This is a genomic window from Streptomyces sp. NPDC050211, assembly GCF_040656035.1.
In the GTDB taxonomy this organism is placed as follows: Bacteria; Actinomycetota; Actinomycetes; order Streptomycetales; family Streptomycetaceae; genus Streptomyces.
In genome coordinates, this window is record NZ_JBFALC010000026.1 from 20,786 (window position 1) to 45,576 (window position 24,791).

The window sequence follows — 24,791 nt, forward strand, 5'->3', positions numbered from 1 at the left end:
CGAGGGGCTGTGATCTTCGCCCTACCAGGTGGCGGTAGCGTTCCGGTGTACCGCGGACGACAGGAGACGGTGATGACGCACAAAGCGCTGATCAAGGGCATCGGCGGCAGGGAGCCGAAGATCGACACGGAGGCTTTTGTGGCGCCCACGTCCACGGTGATCGGTGATGTGACGCTGGAGGCTGGGGCGAGCGTTTGGTACGGGGCGGTGGTGCGCGGTGACGTGGAGCGGATCTCTGTCGGGGTTGAGAGCAACATCCAGGACAACTGCACATTGCATGCCGACCCCGGGTTCCCTGTGAGCATCGGTGCGCGGGTGTCTGTCGGGCACAACGCGGTGGTGCATGGGGCGACCGTTGGGGACGACTGTCTGATCGGGATGGGGGCGACTGTGCTGAACGGGGCGGTGATCGGGGCGGGGTCCTTGGTCGCGGCGCAGGCGTTGGTGCCGCAGGGGATGCGGGTGCCGGCCGGTTCCTTGGTTGCGGGCGTTCCCGCGAAGGTGAGGCGGGAGCTGACGGAGGAGGAGCGCCAGGGGGTCACGCTGAACGGGACGATGTATGCGGAGTTGGCGAAGGCGCACCGGGAAGAGCACGGGGGCTGAAGGTCGTACGCGGTCTGCGGGTGCGTTGTGGCTTGTCGCGCCCACGCGGCGGAGCCGCAAATCGATACAGCCCCGCGCCCCTAAAGGGCGTTCTACTCCCCGGCGGCTACCGGCTCCTGCCGTACATGTGCCGCCTTCTTCGCCTTGCGCTTGAAGATCAGCATCGATGTGAGGCCGATCAGGACCGCTGCCACCAGGCCCAGCCAGGAGAAGCGCTTCAGCCAGGATTCGGCTACTACGCCGACGTAGTAGATGACGGCGGTCGTGCCGCCTGCCCAGAGGATGCCGCCGAAGACGTTGGCGATGAGGAACTTCCAGTACGGCATGTGCAGTACGCCGGCGAGGGGGCCGGCGAAGATGCGGAGGAGGGCGACGAAGCGGCCGAAGAAGACGGCCCACATGCCCCACTTCTGGAAGGAGCGCTCGGCGGTGGCGATATGGCCTTCGCTGAAGTGCTTGGGGAACTTGTTGCCGAGCCAGGCCAGCAGGGGGCGTCCGCCCTTGCGGCCGATGGCGTAGCCGATGGAGTCGCCGATGATGGCGCCGGCGCTGGCGCACGCTCCGAGGATGAAGGGGTCGATGTCGCCGTGCTGGGAGGCGAGCAGCGCGGAGGAGACCAGGATGATCTCGCCCGGCAGCGGGATGCCCAGGCTCTCCAGGCCGATCACCACGCCCACCAGTGCGTAGATGGCGATCGGGGGTACCGTCTCGAGCCATTCCTGGACGTGCAACGCCGCTTCCTCCCGATTCGCGTCCTGCGTCTTTTGCCGGCGTGCGCCCGGAGCCGGGCGCACGCCGGGAAGCCTACCGGGTCACTCTGACACCACGGCGTCCCACAGGTCGCAGGGTGTCACCGGCTGCCGGCCCGGGCGTCGCGCAGGAACACGGCGCTGGTCAGGACGCCCAGGAGGACGATGGCCGCGTTCACGGCGACGGCTGTCTTCAGGCCGTCGAGGATCGCCGGTGTGCCGGTTCCGGTCATGGCAGCGGTGGCGACCGCGCTCATGATGGGCGTTCCCATGGTGATGCCGACCTGCTGGGTCATGGTGGCGAGGCCGGTGGCCAGTCCCTGCTCGTGGTCGGCGAGACCGGAGGTGGCGGTGACCATGAAGCCGACGATGACGAGCATGTTGCCCACGCCGCCGGCGAAGGTGGCGACCAGCAGCAGCCACATCCACGACCGGTCGTCGCCGAGTCCGAGCAGCGCGGCCGTGAACACGGTCTGCAGGATGCCGCCCACGATCAGCGTCGGTCTGGTGCCCGCCTTTCCTATGACCTTCGGGGCGATGGTGCCGCCGACGACCGTGCCGATGCCGAGCACACCGAAGGACAGGCCGGCCGCCAGCGGGGAGAAGCCGAGGACTTCCTGGAGGTAGAGGGTCAGCAGGAAGACGAGGGAGGTCTCGGTGAGGAACGCGATCAGACCGGCGACATTGCCCCAGGCCACCGACCGCTTGCGGAGCACGCCGAGCGGCACCAGCGGCGCGGACACCCTGCCCTCCACGGCGTAGAACACCAGGAGCAGCACCACTCCGGCCGCCAGCGACAGCAGCGCCTGCGCCGAACCCCAGCCGTGCTCACCGGCCTGGGTGAAGCCGAAGACGACGGCGAGGAGACCGAGCGTCACGCTGACGGCGCCGGGCACGTCCAGCTTCGGGCGCTCGTCGGGCCGGGATTCCTGGATGACCGTCGGGGCGACGAACAGGACGATCAGGGCCACGGGCACGTTGATGAAGAACGCCCAGCGCCACGACAGCAGGTCCGTCAGCAGACCGCCGAGGACGGCTCCGGTGGTGAACCCGGCGGACATCAGCGCCCCGTTGAGGCCGAGCGCCTTCTCGCGCAGCGGTCCTTCCGGGAACGCGGTCGTCAGCAGTGACAGGCCGGCCGGGGTCACCGCGGCCGTGGCCAGGCCCTGGCAGACCCGCGCCGCGATCAGCACCTCCGGACTCTGCGCCAGGCCGCCCGCCAGCGAGGCAGTGGCGAGCACCACGAGACCGCCGAGGAACAGCCGCCGTCGGCCGAACAAGTCCGCGACCCGGCCGAAGAGCAGCGTGAAGCCGGCCGCGCAGAGGGCGAAGGCGGTGGCGATCCACTGGAGGTGCGCCAGCGAGAAGCCCAGGCCCGCACCGATCACCGGCAGTGCGACGTTCAGGATGGAGAAGTCCACGGCGAGCATGAACTGGGCGGCGAGCAGCAGCACCAGTACGAGCTTCAGCCGGGGGGTGAGTGCGGTGGCCGGAGCCACGGTGACGGACATCGTGTCGAGTCCCTTTCTCTCACGCGGCGTTGCGAGGCGTTGTGGAGAAAGAGGCTCGTCGGCCCCCGGCATCCCAGCCAGAACCCTCTGCCGGGCAGCAAGCGCGAGGGTAGTCATCGCATGACCACCCTCGTGGCATCCGGAGGCCGGGCATCGTTGGCATCATGGGGACGAAGCGGCCCACCACCCGGGAGGCATGGATGGACGCCCCGTCCGAGCTGGGGGACTTTCTCAAGTCCCGCCGTGCCGCCCTGCGTCCCGAGGACGTCGGCATCGCCCCGCAGCCGTCCCGCCGACGCGTCCCGGGGTTGCGCCGCGAGGAGCTGGCCATGCTGGCGGGCGTCAGCATCACGCACTACACCCGGCTGGAACAGGGCCGCGCCCTGGGCGCCTCGGACTCGGTCCTGAACGCCATCGCGCGCACCCTGCGTCTCACCGCGGACGAGACCGCCCACCTCAAGAACCTCGCCCGGCCCACATCCGCACGCCGCCCCGCAGCTCCACGGGTGCCGCACGCCGGACACTCGGCACGGCAGCTGCTCGCGGCCATGACCGACGTGCCCGCGCTCGTCCTGGACCGGCGCAACGACGTCCTCGCCTGGAACCGTCTGGGCCACGCACTGCTCGCCGGGCACCTGGCGCCCGACAGCCCCGACACTCCGGCGGCCCGCCCCAACCTGACCCGGATGCTCTTCCTGGACGAGCAGTACCGCGCGCTGTTCACCGATTGGCACGACGAGGCGCAGCTGGGCGTCGCCTCGCTTCGGCTGGTCGCCGGACGGCACCCGGACGACCGCGCGCTGGCCGAGCTGATCGGCCAACTCTCCATGAACTGCCGCGAGTTCGCCGCCCTGTGGGCCCGGCATCCGGTGCGCACCTGCACCTCGGGCGTGAAGCACGTGCGCCATCCGCTGGTCGGCGCGATGGACCTCAGCTTCGAGAACCTCGTCATCCCGGGCAGTTCAGGCCAGCGGCTGATCGCCTACACCGCGGAACCCGGCACCCCCTCCGAGGCCGCGCTGCGCCTGTTGGCCGGTGCCACGGCCGCGGCGACCGAGGGCGCCGCCGCGACCGTGCGGTCCTGAGAGCCGCCGTACGAACGCCCCCGGTGCGTGTGCGCGGACGCCCTATCCGCGCACCTCTCCGAGTCCCCGCAGCCGCAGATCCCGGGCCGACGCCCCGACCCACACCACGCGCAAGCCCGTGCCGAGTGCCCAGTCATGGCGGTTCGGGTCCCACGAGGAGAGGGTGCGGGCGGCGACGTGCACGGTGACGCGGCGCTGTTCGCCCGGGAGCAGAGAGAGCCGCCGATAGGCGCCCAGCACCCGTACCGCCTGGTCGAGTTGGAGGTCGGGCGACTTCCCGACGTACACCTGCGGCACGGCGACACCGGCGCGCCGGCCCGTGTTGCGGACGGTGAAGGTCACGTCGAGCCCGCGGGCGGCGGGGCGCACGGACAGGTCCTCGTAGGAGAAGGAGGTGTACGACAGCCCGTGCCCGAAGGGGAACAGGGGCGGCACGCCCTCAGCCTCGTACCAGCGGTAGCCGAGGTGGATGCCCTCCGTGTACTCCTCACGGCCGCCGACACCGGGGTAGCGGGCGGCGTTGCGGGCGACGGGATGGTGGTCGTCGTCGACGGGGAAGGTCTGGGTGAGCCGGCCGCCGGGGTCGCAGTCGCCGAACAGGACGGCGGCGGTGGCGGCGGCGCCCTCCTGGCCCGGGTAGTACATCTGGAGCACGGCGCCGGTGCGCGTGAGCCATGGCATCGACGTGGCGGACGAGGTGTTGAGGACGACGGTGGTGCGCGGGTTCGCCGAGGTCACCGCGTCGATCAGATCGTTCTGGTGGCCGGGGAGCGTGATGGTGGTGCGGTCCTGGCCCTCGGTGGCGTCCTCGTAGGCGAACAGGACGACATGCCGGGCGGCGCGTGCGGCCCGTACCGCCTCGGCGACGTCCTGCGTGCGGATCGCGCCGGTGGTGTGCCGCAGCCGGAACAGCTGGCCGGTGTTCCCGCCCCGCGCGGTGATCTTCAGGGTGTGCTTGCCCTTGGTGAGCTGCAGGGTCGTGCGGCGCACGGACAGCTGGTCGGGCGCGGTGTAGATGAGGCCGCCGCTGAACCATTCGCCGTAGCCGGGCTTGACCGGGAAGAGTTCCTTGCCGTCGACGAGGACCTTGGGGCGGAGATCGGCCGCGCCCGAGTAGTGGATGACGAAGGTCCATTCATCGGTGTCGGCGACTGTCAGCTCTCCGTCGTACGTCCACGTCTTCCCGGCACCGACGCCCTGGCCCTCGCTCTTGAAGCCGGGTGAGAGCGCCGACGCCGGGAGCGGTCTGCCGTAGAGGTCCTCGCCGAGCGCGTACCTCACCCTCCCTGCTCGTCCGGCGCGCACCCGGATCGCGTCGAGGGGGCTGTCGGCGCGGTCGGGGACGACATGGGCGCTGCCGCCGCCGCTGACGAAGGGCAGTTCGCCGGTCGGGCCGATCACCGCGATGTCCCCGGCGGTCAGCGGGAGGGTGCCGCGCTCGTTGTGCAGCAGGGTCGCGCCCGCCTTGGCGACCTCCAGGGCGACGGCCGCGCCTGCCTTGGCGTTCCGGCCGGGGCGGGTCGGGGCGCTGCCGTCGAGCAGGCCGAAGCGGTCCATCACGGTGAGGATGCGGCGTACCGCCTGGTCGATGTGCTGCTCGGGCACGCTGCGGTTCTGTGCGGCCTTCTTGAGGGCCTCGCCGAAATAGACGTCTGCCGGCATCTCCATGTCGAGCCCGGCGGTGAGGGCTTTGGCGGTGCTGTGCGCGGCCCGCCAGTCCGTCATCACCCAGCCGTCGAAGCCCCACCGGGTGCGCAGGATGTCGGTGAGGAGGGCCTTGTTCTCGCAGGCGTAGGTGCCGTTGACCTTGTTGTAGGCGCCCATGACCGCGCCGGTGCCGGCCTGCACGGCCGCTTCGAAGGGGCGCAGTTCGGTCTCGTGCATGGTCTGCTCGTCGACCAGCACATCGACGGTGGTGCGGTCCTTCTCCTGGTTGTTCATCGCGAAGTGCTTGACGGTCGCGATGAGTCCCTCGCCCTGGATGCCCTCGATCTCGGCGGCGACCAGGTCGGAGGAGAGCAGCGGGTCCTCGCTGAAGGTCTCGAAGTTGCGGCCCGCGTACGGGGTGCGGATCAGGTTGACCATCGGGGACAGCAGGACGTCCTGGCCGAGGGCGCGGCCCTCGCGTCCGATGACCTGTCCGTAGCGGCGGGCGAGGGCCGGATCGAAGGCGGAGGCCAGCAGGACGGGGGCGGGCAGGGCGGTGGCATGCTGAGTGACGCGGACTCCGGCCGGGCCGTCGGCGAGGCGCAGTGGCGGGATGCCGAGGCGTTTCACTCCGGGGACGTAGCCCGCCTGGCCGAGTGTGGCGGGGTCGGTGGCGCCGTGCAGCAGGGAGATCTTCTCGTCGAGGGTGAGCTTGGCGATGAGCGCCTCGACGCGGGGTGCGGCCCCCGCACCGGGCTTGCCCTGCGCGTGGGCGCGCGACGGCGGGGTGAGTCCGCCGGAGGCCGCCGTGGCGACGGCGATCGCGGCGCCCAGCAGACGCAGCGTGGATCGCCGGGAGACGGTATCGGTCATGGGCCGTCACTCCTTCGGTGTGCGGGCACGACGGTGTGACCGCGGACGCGCCGAGCGCCCGTGGCTGCATTCGCCCTCGGAACGCACTATGCGCCAGAACCGACTTGACACTCCGTTAGACACCACGGGAGCGACGGGAAAACTGTGTGCGAAGGTGACTCGTGTCAATCAAGACGGGGTCACCCCCCGGGCGGGGTGACCCCGCGATCAGTGGAGAGCGGCTCCAAGAGTCGCGACGACCGACTCGGTCGCTGCCGATGCCGCGTACAGGACACGACCCTGGACCGGAAGATCGCCGGCTCGCGCTCCCGGTGCCTCGGCCTCCGGTTCGGCCCCGGCCTGGACGGAACGCGTCTGGTACTGCTCGGGCGGATCGTCCGGGCCCTGCTCCGAGGGCCGGTCCGGAGCCTTCCGCACCTCCGGCTCGGGGGCACTGGACTCCTCGGGTGCGTCGCCGCCCGGTTTGAGCACCCACCTCTGTTCCGGGGATCCGTCCCGGTCGGTGACGACCACGTCCTTGCCCGGACCGGGTGCGACGGCCTGCCCGTTGCGCCAGCGGAGCAGCAGCTCGCCGTGCACGGTCAGGTCGTACTGCACCTGCCCCTCGTGCACCACGCAGCCGGACAGCGCGACCGCTCCCCGGTCGGCGTCGGAGCCGAGGCAGAGGGTCGGATCGGCGAGGCTGCGCAACAGACCGTCGTTCTGGTACGACCACTGCTGCGACCCGGCGGACGAACAGGCCGCCAGTACGGCCGCCGTACCAGGCTCCACCCGGCCGTCGCGGACATCGAGGCACGCGTCGGCAGCCGGGTTGCGGAACCTGCCGTGGCCGATCTCCGACGGCCGCTGCGCGGAGGCGGACGACGGCTGGGACGCCGCGCTCGGCCGGCCGGAACTGCCGCTGGGCACACCCCAGGTGGCCTGCGCGCCGGGGACACCGTTGTCTTCGGACCAGCCCTTGGCGGTGAGCACGGTGGCCAGCAGCGCGAGGGAGGTCAGGCCGACTCCGACGACGACGGCCTTCTTGTGCCGTCGGGCCGGGGCGAGGAGGCCGGCGGGTGCGGGACGATGGCGTCCGCCGCTTCTCGGACGGGCGAAGGCGCGTGCGGCGGGCAGTTCCCGGGACCCACCGCGGCCGGGCCGTGAGTCGAGATAGCGGACCGCGCCCCAGCCGAGCACCGTTTCGGCGAGCAGCACTTCCAGACCGCCCTCGAAATGACTCAGCTGCTCGGCGGCGTGACGGCAGTACCGGCACTCCGTCAGATGACGTCGGACATCCGGCAGCAGTGCCCCGCCGCGGCGAATCGGGACATCGAGGAGGCGGTTGTAGAAGCGGCATTCCGCAGAGGGCGCGAGTTCCCGGTGGGCGCGCACACAGCCCGCTCGGAATTGCTCCCGAACCTGCTCGAGAGCAGCTGTCGCGGTGCCCGAATCCACCCCCAACAGACCAGCTGGTACGGATATGGGGTCGGCCTCGGCCTCGGTGTGCCAGAGCAGGCATTGCGAGGCCCCCGGAAGGGCTCGGAAAGCGTGCTCGGCGAGCCGCCGTCTTTCGGGCGTCGCGGAGCGCGCCGCAAGCAGTCCGCGACCGCCGGTCGGTTTGCGGAGTTCGGGCAGCACCGTGGAAATGGTCTCCTCGGCGGCCCACTCCTTGACCGTGTCCCGTACGGCAGCGAGGAGGCGGGGCCGCAGCGCACCGCCGGCGGGCCGGCCGAGCACCCGATGGAACGCGGCGGTGGCCACCATCGCCGCCGAACTCTCCGCGGAGGCCAGGCAGATGACTGCGTAGTCGTATGTCGCCCGCCAGTGCCGGGTCAGCAGCAGCGCGACGGCACGGCCGCCGCCGTCGGGTCCGTTCAACTGGGCGACGAGATTGCGGTCGGACTCCCCCTGGCTCACTCCGGGCCGCGGCGGGTACGGGGGCCGTGGGGGGTAGGGAGATTGCACTGAACCATTTCCTTCCAAGCCGCTGGACGGCAATGCGAATGACGTCCGTCGGAAAGCAGGCGCCTGATTGGTGCAGACCGGAGAAAGAATCCTGACCTTTACCTTCTCGCGGGATGCTCACTTTCGCACAAGCGCCTGACAGGAAACAAGAAGTTCGAGTGACCGATGTTCAAAAAGCGAGAAATTCAAACTGTTACCAGCGGTATCCGCACCCGCATTCGAACAAATGCCGGACGGTGGCCGTCAAGTTGTGTGCGTCCAAAGCCGGTTGGCACACGAAATCTCCATGACGAAGGCCCCGGGACGCGCCCGGGGCCTTCGTCTTCACTGCCGGCGTTCAGCCATTGGGCCGGAGCGTCCACACCACGATCATCTCGCCGGTGACGGCGCCGTCCTCGCGCTGAATGGCGACGGTCACTGGGAACTCCGGGCGCTTGCCCGCGTCGAGTTCGGCGACGATGTCGGCGGCCGGGCGGCCGAGCGTCGCGGTGGCCCTGACCGGTCCGAGCGCGATCTTCTTGAAGGCGATCTCGGCGGTGACCGGAAGGGGTACGGCGCGCGAGAGCTGGTCCCCGAAGGCGGCCAGGACGATCGCGCCGCTCGCCGACTCGCCGAGGGTGAACATCGCTCCGGCGTGCGGACCGCCGACGTGATTGCGGTACTCGCTCTGGTCCGGGAGGGCCAGCACGGCCTTCTCCGGAGTGGTCTCCAGGTACTCCAGGTGCAGGGTCCGAACCATCGGCACCGTGGCGGCGAGCAGTTCGCCGATCGACATCTGGTCTGCGCTCATGACCAGCATGTTACCCACGAGTAGCCCACGCTGACCAGATCTCTGTGGCCGGAGTTACCACGTCCCTGACGACCGGAAACGGGTTTGGCAACTCGGGGCCGGGACGGGGATAGTCGGCCGGTGACCTCCGCCGCCGAATCCCGCGCCCGCCGCCCTCGCAGGCCCGAGTGGGCGAGCCGCAACTACAGCCTGCTGACCGCCGCCGCGGTCGTCACGAACCTGGGCAGTCACGGCGCGCTGATCGCCGCCGCGTTCGCCGTGATCGAGACCGGCGGCGACGGCGGTGACGTGGGCCTGGTGGCCGCCGCCCGCACGCTGCCGCTGGTGCTCTTCCTGCTGATCGGCGGCGCCGTCGCGGACCGGCTGCCCCGGCATCGCGTCATGGTCGCGGCGAACGCCCTCAACGTCGTCTCGCAGGGCGCGTTCGCCGTGCTGGTCCTCGCCGGCGAGCCGCAGCTGTGGCAGATGATGCTGCTGACCGCACTGGGCGGCACCGGTCAGGCGTTCTTCAGCCCGGCCGCGGAGGGCATGCTGCTGTCCACGGTCAGCGGGGAGCAGGCGAGCCGCGCGTTCGCGGTCTTCCGGATGGCGATGCAGGGGGCGGCGGTGGGCGGCGCCGCCCTCGGCGGCGCGATGGTCGCCGCGATCGGTCCCGGCTGGGTCCTCGCGGCCGACGCCGCCGCCTTCGCGGTCGCCGCATCGCTCAGGTCCTTCCTCGACGTCGGACACATCCCGCCGCGCGAGCCGGGCGGCGGACTCCTCGCCGATCTCCGGGAAGGCTGGCGGGAATTCACCGGCCGGCCGTGGCTGTGGGCCGTCGTCGTGCAGTTCTCCGTCGCGAACGCCGTCGTCGCCGCGGCCGAAGCGGTCTACGGCCCCCTCGTCGCCCGGGACCACCTGGGCGGGGCGGGCCCCTGGGGTCTGGCACTGGGCTGCTTCGGCGCGGGCACGGTGGCCGGCGCACTCCTGATGACCCGCTGGAAGCCACGCCGTCTGCTCCTCGCCGGCACCCTCTGCGTCTTCCCCCTTGCCCTGCCCTCCGCCGCCCTCGCCGTGCCGGTGCCGGTCGCCGCGCTGTGCGCGGTGATGTTCGTGACCGGGGTGACGCTGGAGGTCTTCGGGGTGTCCTGGATGACCGCGCTCCATCAGGAGATCCCCGAGGACAAGCTGTCGCGGGTCGCCGCCTACGACTGGTTCGGCTCGGTCGCCCTGGTGCCGCTGGCGACGGCGCTGGCCGGTCCGGCGGAGGAGGGGGTCGGGCGGACGAGCGCGCTGTGGGGATGCTCGGCGCTGGTCGTCGTGGTGACCGCGGCGGCGCTGTGCGTGCCGGACGTACGGAATCTGCGCCGCACCTCCACGCCCGTGGCCAAGGGGGCGCCGGGTGCGGACAACGGCTCAGCCGATGCCGAACGCCCCGTCGGGGGGCTCGGGTGACGGCACGGCCTCCTCGTCCCCGACCGGACGCGCGGCGCCCGTGAAGTGCCGCAGGGCGAGCCCGTGTTCGACGCGGGCCGGGAAGGCGTCGGCGGCGGTGAGCCGGGCCAGCGCGCCGATGTCGACGGGATGGTGCGCGGCGACGAGCACCGCGTTCCCGAAGCGCCGGCCGCGCAGCACCGCCGGTTCGGCGATCAGCGCCAGCTCCTGGAACACCGTGGCGAAGGTGGCGAGTTGGGAGCGCAGGAAGGTGAAGGGCGTGGCATCGGCGAGGTTGGCGAGATAGACGCCGTCTGCTCGCAGCACCCGGTCGGCCTCCGCGGCGTAGGCGACCGACGTCAGATGCGCCGGCACGCGTGAGCCGCCGAAGACGTCCGCGACGATGACGTCCGCCGACCCGGCGGGCGCCTCCGCCAGCCACGCACGCGCGTCCGCGGCGTGCAGGGCGATGCCGGCCCCGTCCGGGAGCGGAAGCTGCTCGCCGACCAGCTCCAGCAGCGCCCGGTCGGCCTCCACGACGTCCTGCCGGGAACCGGGCCGCGTGGCCGCCACATACCGGGGCAGGGTGAGCGCTCCCCCACCGAGGTGCAGGACGTCCAGCGGACTCCCCGGTTCGGCAACCGTGTCCAGGACATGCCCGAGCCGCCGCGCGTACTCGAACTCCAGATGCGTCGGCTCGTCCAGATCGACGTACGACTGCGGCGCCCCGTCGACGGTGAGCAGCCAGGCCCGCTTCCGGTCGACATCGGGCATGAGCTTGGCGATGCCGTGGTCGACCGTCCTGGTAACGGGTATGGGCTCGTCGTTCACGACCCCATTGTGCCCGGGCTGAAGCGCCCCGATAGGGGCGCGGGGAACTGCGCGACCAGCCACAACGGCCCCGCAGCCCCCCTCACACCTGTGCCACCCTCACACAAGGGCCGTAACGGTCCCCGCCCCAACGGTCCGTCCGCCCTCACGGATGGCGAACCCGAGCCCAGGCTCCAACGGCACCTCGCGCCCGAGCTCGACGGTCATCGTGACCGTCTCCCCAGGCCGCGCGACACCCACCTCACCGAGGTCGATGTCCCCCACCACATCCGCCGTACGGATATAGAACTGAGGCCGGTATCCGGAGGAGACAGGCGTCGTACGCCCACCCTCGCGCGCCGACAGGACGTACACCTGCGCCGAGAACCGACGACTGGGCACCACGCTGCCGGGTGCGGCCACGACATGTCCGCGCCGGACCACATCGCGGGCGACTCCCCGCAGCAACAGCGCCACGCTGTCCCCGGCCTGCGCCTCCTCCATCGGCTTGCCGAAGGTCTCCAGGCCGGTGACCACGGTGTCGACGGAGGCGCCGAGCACTTCGACCCGGTCGCCCACCCGGACCGTGCCCCGCTCGACGGCGCCCGTCACCACCGTCCCCCGGCCGGTGATGGTGAGCACGTTCTCGACGGACAACAGGAACGGCGCGTCCAAGTACCGCTCCGGCATGGGCACATACGTGTCCACGGCGTCCAGAAGCGCCTCCACGGACGCCGTCCAGCGCGGGTCGCCCTCCAGCGCCTTCAGCCCGGAGACCCGTACGACAGGCGCCGCGTCACCGCCGTACCCGTGCCGGGAGAGCAGGTCACGGACCTCCAGCTCGACCAGGTCGGTCAGCTCCTCGTCGCCCGCGTCGGCCTTGTTCAGGGCGACGACGATGTGGTCGACGCCCACCTGCCGGGCGAGCAGCACGTGTTCGGCGGTCTGCGGCATGATCCCGTCGAGCGCGGAGACGACGAGGATCGCCCCGTCGAGCTGCGCGGCCCCGGTGACCATGTTCTTGACGTAGTCGGCGTGGCCCGGCATGTCCACGTGCGCGTAGTGCCGGGTGTCGGTCTCGTATTCGACGTGCGCGATGTTGATGGTGATGCCGCGGGCGGCCTCCTCCGGCGCCCGGTCGATCCGGTCGAACGGGACGAAGGACGCGGCGCCGCGGTCGGCGAGGACCTTGGTGATGGCGGCGGTCAGGGTGGTCTTGCCGTGGTCTACGTGGCCCATCGTGCCGATGTTCAGATGCGGTTTGGTGCGCACGTATGCCGTCTTGGACATGGCTGTACCTCGAAGTCTGTCGTGAAGCCTCTGTGTGGAGAGCGGGGACCCCAAGGACTTGCCGACCCTCCCCCTGCGGGGTCCGCCGGACGATCCGGAGAGGGTCAGCTTCGGGCGCCGTCGGCGGCGGCCAGGAAGATGGCGACGGCAGCCTTCGGAGCATCCGCGACTGCGGATGCTGCAACGACGAAGGCGTACCGGAACATGGCTCCGATCATTGCCGACGCTTTGCCCGACGTCGAATGATTTATCGGGGCAGAGGAGGGGGCAGAGGAGTCGGGGCAGCCGAGTTCAGGCTCCGATGTTCTTCAGCGCCTCCCGCACCGACAGCGGCGCGAGCCTCCCCTGCTCCCGGGCCAGGAAGGCTCGTACGGCCTCCGGGTCGGTCTTGGCGTACTCGCGCAGGCACCAGCCGATCGCCTTGCGGATGAAGAAGTCCTGGTGGCCCGACTGACGCAGGCAGTAGGCGAAGAGGCGCTCGGTGTCGGTGCGTTCCTTGTAGCGCAGCTGGTGGAGGAGGGCCGTGCGGGCGATCCACAGGTCGTCGGCGGCGATCCAGGCGTCCATCTCGGTCTTCAGCTTCGGGTCTGCGGCGACCAGGCCTCCCACTACGTGGGAGGCGAGTGCGTCGACGGTGTCCCACCACGGGACGGTGCTCACCAAGTGCCGGGCCACCGGCAGGAACCCCGAGGAACAGCGGCCGACGTGGCGGCGCAGATAGTCGACGGCGAAGTAATGGTACTCCCGCTCGGGCAGTTGCCAGCAGCGCAGGGCGATCGCGGTGCAGTCGGTCTCGTCGGGGCGGGGCACGCCCTCCAGGACGATGCGGGACAGGGCGCGCCGCTCCGGTGTGCCGAGGCCGAGGAAGGGGGCGACGTCCTTCATGTACGCCCGCATGGCCACGGCGCGTTCCGGGTCGGCCGCGGCGGCATAGGTGGCGGTGAGTCGCTTCAGGACGGTGTCGGCAACATCGCTGCGGGGTACATTTGTTGTTCCCCCTCCTGTGACGCCCATGAGACGAACCATACGGCGATCACACACCTCCGTCGGTTAGTGTCGCCGAATGCTCGATGCCACCACCCGCTCTGGGGGCACCGCACCCACGGCCGCTCCGCCGGCCGGCGCCACGGAGCTCGCCGCCGTACCCGCTCCGGGGGGCTTCGCCACGCGCTGCACCAGAGTGCTGCTGTCGCCGTGGTCGCGCCTGTCCCTGCTCGTCGCCCTGCTTGCGGCGGGCGGGGCGTCGGTGCTGCTCTTCGAGCCCCAGAAGCTCATGGCGCAGGGCTGGCCGCCACAGATCGGCGGTCCCACGGCGGTGGTGATCTTCGCGGTGGCGTACGGCCTGGTCACCGTGGCGTTCGTGCCGCGGCCGCTGCTGAACCTCGCGGCCGGTGCGCTCTTCGGCTCGGCCCTGGGCCTGGTCGCCGCCATGACCGGCACGGTGATCGGGGCCGCGATCTCCTTCGCGCTCGGCCGGATGCTCGGCCAGGACGCCCTGCGCCCGCTGCTGCGCGGCCGGTTGCTCAACGCGGCGGACAGGCAGTTCAGCAAGCACGGTTTCCGGTCGATGCTGGCGGTGCGGCTGTTCCCCGGGGTGCCGTTCTGGGCCGCGAACTACGCCGCCTCCGTCTCCCGCATGGGCTACTTCCCGTTCCTGCTCGCCACGGCGCTCGGTTCGATGCCCAACGTCACCGCGTACGTCGTCGCCGGCGCCCGGGCCGGGGCGCCGACGTCTCCGGTGTTCCTGATCGCGGTGGCCGCCATAGCGCTGCCGGCTCTCGGGGGCGCGGTGCTGGCCTGGCGCAAGCGCCACCACCTGCGCCGCCGCTGAACCGGTCGGGTCAGACCGACTCGATGACCATCGCGTTGGCGAGCCCGCCCGCCTCGCACATCGTCTGCAGGGCATACCGTGCGCCGCGTTCCCGCATCGCATGGACCAGCGTGGTCGTCAGGCGGGTGCCGCTCGCCCCGAGCGGGTGGCCGATGGCGATCGCGCCGCCGTGCACATTGACCTTGGCGAGGTCGGCGCCGGTCTCCTGCTGCCAGGCCAGTACGACGCTGGAGAACGCCTCGTTGACCTCGAACAGGTCGATGTCGTCGAGGGAGAGCGACGCCTTGCGCAGCACCTTCTCCGTGGCCGGGATCACGCCGGTGAGCATGAGGATCGGGTCGGAGCCGGTGACGGCGAAGCTGTGCAGCCGGGCCAGCGGGCGCAGGCCGAGTCGGGCGGCGGTCTCGCTGGAAGTGATGAGCACGGCGGAGGCGCCGTCGTTGATGGGGCTGGCGTTGCCCGCGGTGACGTTCCACTCGATCTGCGGGAAGCGCTCGGCGAACGCCGGGTCGTGGTAGGCGGGCTTGAGGCCGGCCAGGATCTCGGGGGTGCTGGACGGACGGACGCACTCGTCACGTGTGACGTCGTCCAGAGGCGCGACCTCGGCGTCGAACAGGCCGGCGTCCCAGGCCGCGGCGGCCTTGCGGTGGGAGGAGACCGCGAAGGTGTCCATCTGCTCGCGGGTGATCGACCACTTGGCGGCGATCAGTTCGGCGCTGATGCCCTGCGGGACGAGCCCCTCGGGGTAGCGCTCGGCGATGCCGGGGCCGAAGGGGTCGGTGCCGGGCGGGACGTTCGACCACATCGGCACCCGGCTCATCGACTCGACACCGCAGGCGACGACGAGGTCGTACGCGCCCGAGATGACGCCCTGGGCCGCGAAGTGCACGGCCTGCTGGGAGGAGCCGCACTGGCGGTCCACGGTGGTCGCCGGGACGGTCTCCGGGAAGCCGGCGGACAGAGCGGCGTAGCGGGTGGTGTTCATGGCCTGCTCGCCAACCTGGTCGACGGTGCCGCCGATCACGTCGTCGATCAGCGCCGGGTCGACGCCGGAGCGGGCGACAAGGGTGCGCAGACTGGCGTCATGGCCGCCATGAAAGACGCCCGCCCCTGCTCCATCGCCGACACCCTGGCGCTCGTCGGTGAGAAGTACTCGCTGCTCGTCCTGCGGGAGGTGTGCCTGGGCAACGGCCGCTTCGACCAACTCGTACGCAACATCGGCGCCCCGCGCGACATCCTGGCCACCCGGCTGCGCCGCCTCGTGGACGCGGGGATCCTGACGAAGCGGGCCTACAGCGAGCGCCCGCAGCGTTTCGAGTACCGGCCGACGCAGGCGGGGCTCGAGCTGGAGCCGGTCCTGATCACGCTCATGGCGTGGGGCGACCGCCATCTCCGTGAAGACGACGACCGCCCCATGGTGATCGAGCACATCTGCGGCAACGAACTGGTCCCCGTCGTCACCTGCACCGCCTGCGCCGGCGCGGTGCACCACGAGGACCTGACGGCCCATCCGCAGACGCCCGGCTGGACGGTGTCGGGGCCGACTGCGGCGTAAGCCTTCAACAGGCCGCTGTCTTCACCAGGGGTGTGCCTCCAGGTACTTGGCGACCTCGTCCCGCTCCCAAACTCCGTCGGCCACGACGACCCGGTAGCGGCGGGTGAGGGTGTCGCCGGGCGCGAGTTCCAGTTCGTCGAAGAAGGCCCATGAGGGGGCGACACCGGCGAAGGGTTCGTTGCGGACGAACCAGTGGGCGGGGTGGGCCCCTCGGTCGCCGAGGTGGTCGTTCTCGGGGGCGTGCTCGAAAACGAGGGTGGCGTGGCCGTCGGTGCCGTCGTGTTCGCCGGAGAGGGCGAGCCAGGGTGCCTGGGTGCCCATCAGCTCCGGGCCCTCGCCGTCCGGCCCGATGATCCGCCCGTCCCGGAAGGCGCGCGGGCCGCGCCAGAACAGGCCCGTATAGCCCGCCAGTTCACGCCCGGCGGTGGTCGGGCTGCCGAATCGCAGCGGCTCGTCACGCCGGTTGGTGACCGCGGTCGTCCAGGTCAGCGCCCAGGACCCCGCGCCCGGATCGACGTCGTGCACCTCGATCCGGCGCTCCTCCTCGGCCCACAGCTCACCGTCGTACGGGTGCCAGGTCAGCCGTTCCGCGATGACGAGCCGGTCGCCGTCCGAGGAGATCTCGTCGAAGCCGACGTGCGCCATCGACCCGACCCGCTCCGGGAGTTCGAGATAGCCCTCGCCGTGCACATAGGTGTTGCCGCCCCACAGATTCGCCCCGGACAGATGCGACGCCGTGAGCGACAGGCCCTTGTGCCAGCGGTGGTCGTTGGGCCGGTAGTCGGTGACGACGTCGCCCTCGAGGGTCCGCAGCGGATGGACGTACGGCCTCGGCGCCTCCCAGGCCGCCTCCGGCCGGTAGACATAGGCGAGCAGTTCCACACCGGTCACCGGCTCGGTCACGGTGATGCGGTCGCCGTACACGTGCGTGATGCGCAGCCCGGTCACGCGGACACCCCCTCGCCGACGACGGGGGCCCAGCCGGGAGCGCCGCCGTGCATCGCCGCGTAGTACGGGTCACCCGGGCCGATCTCGCCCGCCTTCACCGTCGCGTCCGTGAACGCCGACTTGTAGAGCGCGGCGATCAGCTCCAGGCTCGTCCGCCCGTCCGCGCCGCTGCTGCGCGGTCGCTGTCCGGCCCGCATGCTCGCGACCAGCTCCCTCAGCTGCGCGAGATGCGAACTGGGCACGTCCTGACCGAAGTCCTGCCACTGCGCGGCCAGTTCGGCGGGCACGTCGGACGCCGGGGTGATGCGCCAGTGGGCGTTGCTGTGGCCGTAGAGGTGTGTCAGCTCGACGGTGGCGCGGGCGCAGTCGATGCGGATGCGGCTTACCTCGTCGGGCGACAGGACGCTGTTGACGACGGTCGCCAGCGCACCGTTCTCGAAGCGGACCAGGGCGGTGGAGACGTCCTCCGTCTCCACGTCGTGCACCAGCCGTCCGGCCATCGCCCGGACCTCGCTCCACGGGCCGAGCAGATCAAGCAGCAGGTCCATCTGATGGATCCCGTGTCCCATGGCCGGCCCGCCGCCCTCGGTATGCCAGCGCCCGCGCCAGGGCACCGCGTAGTAAGCGGTGTCGCGATACCAGGTGGTCTGGCAGTGCGCGACCAGCGGCCGCCCCAACGCCTGCTCGGCGAGCAGCCGTCGTACATGCCGGGAGCCCGAGCCGAAGCGGTGCTGGAAGACGATGGCGGCGTACGGCCCACCGTCCTCGCCCTCCGCGGCCTCGACGGCGTCGAAGTCGGCCAGCGTCGGCACGGGCGGCTTCTCGCACCACACCCAGGCTCCGGCGCGCAGGGCGGCGATTGTCTGGTCGCGGTGGAGCGTGGGCGGGGTGCAGATGGTGACCAGGTCGGGCCGCTGCTCACCCAGCATCCGGTCCAGGTCGGTGTACGCGTGCGGAATGCCGCTCTCCGCGCAGCAGGCCTCGGCCGAGGCGGCGTCGATGTCCACGGCGGCGACGACCTCGACCTCCCCCTCCTCGGCGAGCCGGGCCAGCGCGGGCAGATGCGAGTCACGGGCGATCGCGCCGGTGCCGACGACGGCGACCTTGATACGGCGGCCGGCGAGCGGGGCGGAGTGCGGACGATACGTCCCTGGTTCGGACTCGGATGCGGGCATGGACGTGATCAGCACTCCTCCGGGGACGAGCAGGACTCCCCAGGGAGCCAGCAAGCGCTTTCTCTACCGCTGCAACGTAAGCGCCGCCCCCGCCGCAGGTCAACACCGTCGAACCCGGTGCCACCGCCCGGCTGCGACGCCCCTGTGCCAGGCCTGTCGGCCCGGGACGCTACGCTTCCCCCCGACACCTGTGATCACCGCACCCGGCGGCTGGGGGCTCCCGTCGTTCCGGCCCGATCAGCACTTGGACTCCGTAACTTCATGTCTTGGTTTGAATCCCTCATCCTCGGGCTCGTCCAGGGGCTGACCGAGTTTCTGCCCGTCTCGTCCAGCGCGCATCTGCGGCTGACGGCGGCCTTCTCGGGCTGGGAGGACCCGGGCGCGGCCTTCACCGCGATCACTCAGATCGGCACGGAGGCTGCGGTGCTGATCTACTTCCGCAAGGACATCGGGCGGATCATCTCGGCTTGGTCGCGGTCGCTCACCAACAAGGCCCTGCGCAAGGATCACGACGCGCAGATGGGCTGGCTGGTGATCGTCGGCTCGATCCCGATCGGCGTGCTCGGCGTCACACTCAAGGACCACATCGAGGGGCCGTTCCGCGATCTGCGGATCACGGCGACCATGCTCATCGTGATCGGCGTCGTCATCGGCGTCGCCGACCGGCTGGCGGCGCGCGACGAGAACGGCGGCCGGCATCGCGCCGCCAAGGAGCGCAAGCAGCTCACGGACCTGAACGTGAAGGACGGCCTGATATTCGGCGTCTGCCAGGCCGCGGCCCTCATCCCCGGGGTCTCCCGCTCCGGCGCGACGATCAGTGGCGGCCTCTTCATGGGCTACCAGCGCGAGGCCGCGGCCCGCTACTCGTTCCTCCTCGCCATCCCCGCCGTGCTCGCCTCCGGCCTCTTCGAGCTCAAGGACGCGATGGAGACCGACCACGTCTCCTGGGGGCCGACAGCCTTCGCGACGGTGATCGCGTTCGTGACCGGATATGTCGTCATTGCGTGGTTCATGAAGTTCATCTCGACCAAGAGCTTCATGCCGTTCGTCTGGTACCGCATAGCGCTCGGCATCGTGATCGTCATACTCGTGACGGCAGGCGTCCTGAGCCCGCACGCGGCGGAGTCCGCGGGCTGAGCCAGCGAGGCCGAGGCACTCCCGGCACCCGTGACCAACCGCATACGGAATGAGTAGCGGTTCGGTAGCGCAGTGTCAGTGCTTGCCCCTAGGCTTGCCCGCATGCCCCGCGAATCCGTGTCCTCTGGTTCCTTACGGTCTGCCGCCGAGGTGAATGAGCAGATCCGCGCGCTGTGGATGCGCGCGGGCGGCTCACTGTCGGCCGAGGAGCGCGCGGAATACGAGCTGTTGGTGGTCGAGTGGGCCGCCGCGATCCGTGGCGATGTGATCGAGGCGGCCTGAGCGTTCGGCGAACCGGCAGGTCACATTCCGCCCGAAACCCGCAGCACCGCCCCCGTCGCGTAGGACGCGTCCGGTGACAGCAGCCACGCCACCGCCGCCGCGATCTCCTCGGCCTGTCCCGGACGGCGCAGCGGGATCGTGGCAGCCGCGCGCCGGGGACGATCCGGGTCGCCCATGGTCGTGTGTATCTCCGTGTCGATCACGCCGGGGGCCACGGCGTTGACGCGGATGCCGTCAGGGCCGAGTTCCTTGGCCAGGCCCAGGGTCAGGGCGTCAACGGCCGCCTTGGTCGCCGCGTAGTGCACATACTCGCCGGGGCTGCCGAGAGTCGCGGCGGCCGACGAGACGTTCACGATCACGCCGCTCCCCCGCGCCATCATCAGCTGTGCCGCCCGGCGCGAACACAGCAGCGCGCCCAGCAGGTTGACGTCGACGACGCGCCGCAGGACCGCGGGGTCCGTGTCCGCGAGCCGCCCCAGTGGGCCGGTCACCGCGGCGTTGTTCACCAGCCCCGTCACCGGACCGAGTCGCTCCTGAGCCACCTCGAAGAGCCGCGCCACATCCGCCTCGACCGACGTGTCCACCCGCACCGGCACCGACCGCCCGCCGGCCTTCCGCACCCCGTCGGCCACCGCCTCGGCGGCCTCGGCGGCCCGGACGTACCCCACCACGACGTCGTGCCCCTCCGCCGCGAGCCGCAGACAGGTCGCGGCGCCGATGCCCCGGCTGCCGCCGGTGACCACGGTGACGGGACGGCTCATTCGGTACCTCCTGGCTCGCTCACGGCATGAAGATCGCCCCAGCTTCGCAGAAGGGGTACGGCCGCCCGGCACGGTCCCCCTGGTGAACGGCCCCCGAATATCGCCGCGTACCCCTTGGCTCGGCAGGTCACATGCCCAAAACTGAGCCGATGACGCAGCGTGTGGAGCTTGCCGCCGTGATGGACCGGCTGGCGGTCGACGGAGTGATCACCGACTATGCGGTGGCCGTGGACGACGGCGACTGGGAGGCGTACCGGGAGTTGTTCACGGCTGACGGGCGGGCGGACTACCGCTCGGCCGGCGGGATCGAGGGAGACGCCGGGAAGATCACCGAGTGGCTCGCGGAGACTATGCGGCTGTTCCCTATGCGGCAGCATCTGATCGTCAACCGCCAGGTGCGGTTCGGGACCCTGGAGCAGGACACCGGCGACACCGCCCAGGTGCAGGCCGACTATGTGAATCCGATGCGGTTCGCCGGCGACGACGGTGGATCGGCCGCTCCGGACTTCCTGTGCGGTGGCCGGTACGCCTTCTCCTTGACGCGCACGCACGACGGCTGGCGGCTGCGCGAGGTCGTGGTGCAGGAGAAGTGGCGCCGCATGCCCGACCGGCAGCCCACGCCCTGATCGGGCCGACGCGACCGACAGCCGACGCCCCTGACCGCCCCGGCGTGATCAAGTCGGCCGATGCCGTCTGTCCCGCGATCATCCGGGCGCGCACACTGGAGGGAAACCGGTCTGGGAGGCGCCGTATGAAGTCGTTCGGGCAGTGGCTCACCTCCCCATGGCGCCGGTCCGCGCTCGCTGCCCTGGCCGGCGCCCTGCCCGTGCTCGCGTTCCCGGCGCCGTCGCTGTGGTGGTTCGCCTACGTCGCCCTGGTCCCCTGGATCGCGCTGATCCGCTCCGCGCCGACCGGGAAACGGGCGCTGTACGACGGCTGGAGCGGCGGCTTCGGGTTCATGCTGGCGATGCACCACTGGCTGCTGCCGAATCTGCACGTCTTCACCTTCGTGCTCGCGGCGCTGCTGGGCGCCTTCTGGGCCCCCTGGGGGTGGCTGGTACGGCGTTTCCTGGCCGGCGTGCCGTCCGTGGGTCGTATCGCCGCGGCCCTCGCCGTGCTGCCGGCCGGCTGGCTGATGGCGGAGCTGGTGCGGTCCTGGCAGGGGCTGGGCGGGCCGTGGGGGATGATCGGCTCCAGCCAGTGGCAGGTGGAACCCGCGCTGCGGCTCGCCTCGGTCGGCGGGGTGTGGCTGCTGAGCTTCCTGGTGGTCGCCGTGAATGTCGCGGTCACTGTGCTCGTGGCGATACGCGCGTCCCGCGTCCCCGCTGTCGCCGGGCTCGTCGCCACCGCGGCCGCCACCTCGGCAGTCTGGGTGTGGTCACCGCGTCCCGACACGGACGGACGGACGCGGATCGCCGTCGTCCAGCCGGGCGTCGTCCCCGGCCCCGACAACCGCTTCAACCGCGAGGAGCAGCTCACCCGCGAACTGGCCGGGCAGGACCTCGACCTGATCGTCTGGGGCGAGAGCAGCGTCGGCTACGACCTGGGCAGGCGGCCCGACCTCGAGCGGCGGATCGCCGCGCTGTCCCGTGAGACGGGGACGGAGATCCTCGTCAACGTGGACGCCCGGCGCTCCGACCGGCCCGGCATCTACAAGAGCTCGGTGCTCATCGGCCCGAACGGCTACACCGGCACCCGCTACGACAAGATGCGGCTCGTCCCCTTCGGTGAATACGTCCCGTTCCGCTCGGTCCTCGGCTGGGCGACCTCCGTCGGCGAGGCGGCGGGCGAGGACCGCAGGCGCGGCACCGGGCAGGTCGTGATGGATGTCGGCGAGGGGCTGCGGGTCGGGCCGATGGTGTGCTTCGAGTCCGCGTTTCCCGACATGAGCCGCCATCTCGCCGACGACGGCGCCGACGTACTGATCGCGCAGTCGGCGACCTCGACGTTCCAGCAGAGCTGGGCCCCCGAGCAGCATGCCTCGCTCGCCGCGCTGCGTGCCGCCGAGACCGGCCGCCCGATGGTGCACGCCACACTGACCGGCGTCTCCGCGGTCCACGGGCCCGACGGAGAACGCGTGGGCCAGTGGCTCGGCACGAGCGAGAGCGCCTCGCAGGTCTACGACGTGCCGCTGTCCCACGGTGTCACGCCGTACGTCCGCTTCGGCGACTGGGTGGTGCGGGCCGCGGTGCTGATCATGGCCGCGTGGTGTGCCGTCGAGGGCCTACGGGCGCTGCGGTTCAGGCGGCACGCTCCTCGACCGCCCGTACGACCCGCTCGCACAGTTCGTGGGTGGCCAGCGCGTCACGGGCACTGAGCACCTTGCCCGCCCGCACCGCGTCGAGGAAGGCGCCCGCGGCCTGCTCGATGCCGCGCTGCCGGGCCACCGGCACCCAGTCCCCGCGCCGCCGCACCGTCGGCTGCCCCTTGTGGTCGATCACCTCGGCGAGATTGAACACCTGACGCTTGGTGTCCTGCCCGGACACCTCCAGGATCTCCTCGGCCGAGCCGCTGAGCCGGTTCATCACACCGAGCGCGGTGAAGCCGTCCCCGGCGAGCTGGAGCACGACGTGGTGCAGCAGGCCGCCCTCGGTGCGGGCGCGCACGGTCACGTCGTCGACCGGGCTCGGCACCAGGAAGCGCAGCGTGTCCACGACATGGATGAAGTCGTCGAGGATCATCGCGCGCGGCTCCTCCGGCAGCCCGATCCGGTTCTTCTGCATCAGGATCAGCTCGCGCGGATGATCGGCGCACTGCACATAGCCGGGCGCGTACCGCCGGTTGAACCCGACGGCCAGCGAAACCCCGCGCTGCTCCGCGAGCGCCACCAGCCGCTCGGAATCGGCGAGTTCGTACGCCAGCGGCTTGTCGACGAACGTCGGTACGCCCGCCTCCAGCAGCCGGGCCACGATCTCGGGGTGCACGACGGTGGGCGCGTGCACGAACGCGGCGTCGAGGTCCTGGGCGAGGAGCGCGTCGAGGTCTCGGTGGCGCCGGGTGCCGGGGAGGTGGAGCGTGTCGGCGACGCGGTCGAGCGTCGCGGGTGTGCGGGTCTGGAGGTGCAGTTCGACGTCCGGCTGCGTTCCCAGCACCGGCAGGTACGCCTTCACCGCGATGTCACCGAGTCCGATGCAGCCGACCTTCACGGGGCGTGCTCCTCTGACCGTTGCCTGCCTGGGTCTTCCCGGAAGCATACGGCGACTGCGGCGGCCGCCAGTCGGCGACCCCGTCGTAGCTCCGCAGGAGCAGCGCCGGTCCGGCCTTCGAGAGCGCGGCGATCAGGGTGTCGCGTACGGCCATGGCGGCCCGGTTGCCGGTCAGGTTCAGGCGCGCGATCCGCACGGCCTGCCGGGCGATGGCCGTCGTACGAGGCAGCCGCGCCGCCGAATAGGCCGCGAGGTCGTCCCAGTGGTGCGTGAGCACGATCGCGTCCTCGATCGTCTGGTTGCCGCCCTGGCCGAGCGTCGGCGGCATGGCGTGCGCGGCGTCGCCGAGGAGGGCGACCCGGCCGCGGTGGAAGGCGGGCAGCGGGTCGGCGATGTGGTGGACGTCGTGGCGCAGGACGTCCTCGGGGCGGGCCGCGGCGAGGACGGCAGGGATCGGGTCGTGCCAGTCGCCGAACAGGCGGACCAGCTCGGCCTTCTCGTCGTCGGGCGCCCGCTTCCCCGCCGGGGCCAGGGCGGCGGCGTACGCGTAGACCCGGCCGTCCTTGAGCGGCTGTGTGCCCCAGATACGGCCCCTGCCCCAGGTCTCGTGCGAGGCGGGCTCGGCGCCCGGCACGGGGATCACGACCCGCCAGGTGGTGAAGCCGGAGTAGACGGGTCCGGGGTGCTCGGGGAACAGGGTCCGCCGTACGCCGGAGTGGATGCCGTCGGCGGCCACGACCAGGTCCGCCTCCCACTCGCCCTCGGGCGTGCGCACCCGGGCCGGGCGGTCGGCGTCGCCGGGGTCGGCGAGGGTCGCGGCGGCTGCCGTACGGACGGCGTCCGGCGGGAGTTGTGCGGCGAGGCTGTTGATGAGGGTGGCGCGGTGGAGGAGGACGAGGGGGTCACCGAAACGCTCGGCGGCGGCCTCGGCGTTCACGCGGGAGAGCCACCGTCCGCCCGGGGTGCGCAGGCCTCCGTCGCCCTGCCAGGCGGCGAGGTCGCGGATCTCGTCGCCAACGCCGATGACGTCCAGGGCGCGCAGGGCGTTGGGGGCCAGCGAGATGCCCGCGCCGACCGGGTCCAGCGTGCGGGCCCGCTCCAGCACGGTGACCTTCAGGCCACGCTGATGCAGGGCCGCCGCCGCGGTCAGGCCGCCGATGCCGCCGCCGATCACGACAGCCTGCGATGTCTGTGCCATGGCTCCTCCTCAGACCTTCACTACAGGTGTAGTGATGCGC

The 24,791-nt window shown here is 71.3% G+C and carries 22 protein-coding genes and 1 pseudogene; 9 read left to right on the plus strand and 14 right to left on the minus strand.

Annotated elements, in window-relative coordinates:
* Positions 1 to 72: 72 nt before the first annotated feature.
* The gene (locus AB0I98_RS24710; RefSeq protein WP_362945186.1) at positions 73 to 603 is read left to right on the plus strand and encodes a gamma carbonic anhydrase family protein; all 531 of its coding nucleotides are present in this window, start codon (positions 73 to 75) and stop codon (positions 601 to 603) included.
* Positions 604 to 695: 92 nt separating this feature from the next.
* Here the strand turns inward: AB0I98_RS24710 and AB0I98_RS24715 are convergent, their stop codons facing one another.
* Together AB0I98_RS24715 and AB0I98_RS24720 are read right to left on the minus strand one after the other, a co-directional pair.
* Complete coding sequence (locus AB0I98_RS24715; protein WP_362945188.1) at positions 696 to 1,334, minus strand: DedA family protein; 639 nt, start codon at positions 1,332 to 1,334, stop codon at positions 696 to 698.
* 119 nt (positions 1,335 to 1,453) lie between these two features.
* Positions 1,454 to 2,863 carry an MFS transporter gene (locus AB0I98_RS24720; protein ID WP_362945190.1) on the minus strand — a complete coding sequence of 470 codons (1,410 nt, stop codon included), beginning with the start codon at positions 2,861 to 2,863 and terminating at the stop codon, positions 1,454 to 1,456.
* Positions 2,864 to 3,063: 200 nt separating this feature from the next.
* Between AB0I98_RS24720 and AB0I98_RS24725 the strand changes: the two genes are divergently transcribed.
* Positions 3,064 to 3,948: a helix-turn-helix transcriptional regulator gene (locus tag AB0I98_RS24725; RefSeq protein ID WP_362945348.1), complete on the plus strand. Its 885-nt coding sequence runs from the start codon at positions 3,064 to 3,066 to the stop codon at positions 3,946 to 3,948.
* Positions 3,949 to 3,990: 42 nt separating this feature from the next.
* On the opposite strand, the gene AB0I98_RS24730 is transcribed toward AB0I98_RS24725, so the two are convergent.
* From AB0I98_RS24730 to AB0I98_RS24740, 3 genes are all read right to left on the minus strand, one after another.
* Positions 3,991 to 6,468, minus strand: a complete 2,478-nt coding sequence (locus AB0I98_RS24730) for a beta-glucosidase (protein WP_362945192.1) — start codon at positions 6,466 to 6,468, stop codon at positions 3,991 to 3,993.
* Between the two features lie 207 nt (positions 6,469 to 6,675).
* Positions 6,676 to 8,415 carry an RICIN domain-containing protein gene (locus tag AB0I98_RS24735; protein ID WP_362945194.1) on the minus strand — a complete coding sequence of 580 codons (1,740 nt, stop codon included), beginning with the start codon at positions 8,413 to 8,415 and terminating at the stop codon, positions 6,676 to 6,678.
* Positions 8,416 to 8,752: 337 nt separating this feature from the next.
* Positions 8,753 to 9,190 carry a DUF4442 domain-containing protein gene (locus AB0I98_RS24740; protein WP_362945350.1) on the minus strand — a complete coding sequence of 146 codons (438 nt, stop codon included), beginning with the start codon at positions 9,188 to 9,190 and terminating at the stop codon, positions 8,753 to 8,755.
* A 135-nt stretch (positions 9,191 to 9,325) separates the two neighbouring features.
* Between AB0I98_RS24740 and AB0I98_RS24745 the strand changes: the two genes are divergently transcribed.
* Positions 9,326 to 10,639 carry an MFS transporter gene (locus tag AB0I98_RS24745; RefSeq protein WP_362945196.1) on the plus strand — a complete coding sequence of 438 codons (1,314 nt, stop codon included), beginning with the start codon at positions 9,326 to 9,328 and terminating at the stop codon, positions 10,637 to 10,639.
* Here AB0I98_RS24745 and AB0I98_RS24750 read toward each other — a convergent pair.
* The 3 genes from AB0I98_RS24750 to AB0I98_RS24760 form a co-directional block, all read right to left on the minus strand.
* Positions 10,601 to 11,392, minus strand: coding sequence for a fused MFS/spermidine synthase (locus AB0I98_RS24750; protein WP_362945352.1), 792 nt, complete (start codon positions 11,390 to 11,392; stop codon positions 10,601 to 10,603). The genes AB0I98_RS24745 and AB0I98_RS24750 overlap by 39 nt on opposite strands.
* A 156-nt stretch (positions 11,393 to 11,548) precedes the next feature.
* Positions 11,549 to 12,718: an elongation factor Tu gene (gene tuf, locus AB0I98_RS24755; RefSeq protein WP_362945198.1), complete on the minus strand. Its 1,170-nt coding sequence runs from the start codon at positions 12,716 to 12,718 to the stop codon at positions 11,549 to 11,551.
* A gap of 291 nt (positions 12,719 to 13,009) precedes the next feature.
* Entirely contained in the window at positions 13,010 to 13,732 is a 723-nt protein-coding gene (locus AB0I98_RS24760) for a DNA alkylation repair protein (RefSeq protein WP_362945200.1), read from the minus strand.
* Positions 13,733 to 13,781: 49 nt separating this feature from the next.
* On the opposite strand from AB0I98_RS24760, the gene AB0I98_RS24765 reads away from it, so the two are divergent.
* Positions 13,782 to 14,549 carry a TVP38/TMEM64 family protein gene (locus tag AB0I98_RS24765; RefSeq protein WP_362945202.1) on the plus strand — a complete coding sequence of 256 codons (768 nt, stop codon included), beginning with the start codon at positions 13,782 to 13,784 and terminating at the stop codon, positions 14,547 to 14,549.
* Between the two features lie 10 nt (positions 14,550 to 14,559).
* On the opposite strand, the pseudogene AB0I98_RS24770 reads toward AB0I98_RS24765, so the two are convergent.
* Positions 14,560 to 15,774, minus strand: a pseudogene (locus AB0I98_RS24770) (thiolase family protein); the annotation flags it as partial.
* Here AB0I98_RS24770 and AB0I98_RS24775 point away from each other — a divergent pair.
* Entirely contained in the window at positions 15,679 to 16,104 is a 426-nt protein-coding gene (locus AB0I98_RS24775) for a helix-turn-helix domain-containing protein (RefSeq protein ID WP_362945354.1), read from the plus strand. The pseudogene AB0I98_RS24770 and the gene AB0I98_RS24775 sit on opposite strands and share 96 nt — an antisense overlap.
* A 21-nt stretch (positions 16,105 to 16,125) precedes the next feature.
* On the opposite strand, the gene AB0I98_RS24780 is transcribed toward AB0I98_RS24775, so the two are convergent.
* Together AB0I98_RS24780 and AB0I98_RS24785 are read right to left on the minus strand one after the other, a co-directional pair.
* The gene (locus tag AB0I98_RS24780) at positions 16,126 to 17,052 is read right to left on the minus strand and encodes a PmoA family protein (protein ID WP_362945204.1); all 927 of its coding nucleotides are present in this window, start codon (positions 17,050 to 17,052) and stop codon (positions 16,126 to 16,128) included.
* Positions 17,049 to 18,227 carry a Gfo/Idh/MocA family oxidoreductase gene (locus tag AB0I98_RS24785; protein ID WP_362945206.1) on the minus strand — a complete coding sequence of 393 codons (1,179 nt, stop codon included), beginning with the start codon at positions 18,225 to 18,227 and terminating at the stop codon, positions 17,049 to 17,051. Before AB0I98_RS24785 ends, AB0I98_RS24780 begins: the two co-directional genes overlap by 4 nt.
* A 261-nt stretch (positions 18,228 to 18,488) precedes the next feature.
* Here AB0I98_RS24785 and AB0I98_RS24790 point away from each other — a divergent pair, with 261 nt between their 5' ends.
* Both AB0I98_RS24790 and AB0I98_RS24795 read left to right on the plus strand, forming a co-directional pair.
* Positions 18,489 to 19,364, plus strand: coding sequence for an undecaprenyl-diphosphate phosphatase (locus AB0I98_RS24790; RefSeq protein WP_362945208.1), 876 nt, complete (start codon positions 18,489 to 18,491; stop codon positions 19,362 to 19,364).
* A gap of 102 nt (positions 19,365 to 19,466) precedes the next feature.
* On the plus strand, positions 19,467 to 19,646 hold the full coding sequence (locus AB0I98_RS24795; protein ID WP_210571033.1) for a hypothetical protein: 180 nt from the start codon (positions 19,467 to 19,469) through the stop codon (positions 19,644 to 19,646).
* Positions 19,647 to 19,666: 20 nt separating this feature from the next.
* Here AB0I98_RS24795 and AB0I98_RS24800 read toward each other — a convergent pair whose 3' ends face one another.
* Positions 19,667 to 20,407, minus strand: coding sequence for a glucose 1-dehydrogenase (locus tag AB0I98_RS24800; protein ID WP_362945210.1), 741 nt, complete (start codon positions 20,405 to 20,407; stop codon positions 19,667 to 19,669).
* A gap of 149 nt (positions 20,408 to 20,556) precedes the next feature.
* On the opposite strand from AB0I98_RS24800, the gene AB0I98_RS24805 reads away from it, so the two are divergent.
* Together AB0I98_RS24805 and lnt are read left to right on the plus strand one after the other, a co-directional pair.
* Positions 20,557 to 21,033 carry a nuclear transport factor 2 family protein gene (locus tag AB0I98_RS24805; RefSeq protein ID WP_362945212.1) on the plus strand — a complete coding sequence of 159 codons (477 nt, stop codon included), beginning with the start codon at positions 20,557 to 20,559 and terminating at the stop codon, positions 21,031 to 21,033.
* Positions 21,034 to 21,158: 125 nt separating this feature from the next.
* Positions 21,159 to 22,724: an apolipoprotein N-acyltransferase gene (gene lnt / locus AB0I98_RS24810; RefSeq protein WP_362945214.1), complete on the plus strand. Its 1,566-nt coding sequence runs from the start codon at positions 21,159 to 21,161 to the stop codon at positions 22,722 to 22,724.
* On the opposite strand, the gene AB0I98_RS24815 is transcribed toward lnt, so the two are convergent.
* Both AB0I98_RS24815 and AB0I98_RS24820 read right to left on the minus strand, forming a co-directional pair.
* Entirely contained in the window at positions 22,648 to 23,553 is a 906-nt protein-coding gene (locus AB0I98_RS24815; RefSeq protein WP_362945216.1) for a Gfo/Idh/MocA family oxidoreductase, read from the minus strand. The two genes, lnt and AB0I98_RS24815, sit on opposite strands and share 77 nt — an antisense overlap.
* On the minus strand, positions 23,525 to 24,751 hold the full coding sequence (locus AB0I98_RS24820; protein WP_362945218.1) for an FAD-dependent monooxygenase: 1,227 nt from the start codon (positions 24,749 to 24,751) through the stop codon (positions 23,525 to 23,527). Before AB0I98_RS24820 ends, AB0I98_RS24815 begins: the two co-directional genes overlap by 29 nt.
* Positions 24,752 to 24,791 lie beyond the last annotated feature (40 nt).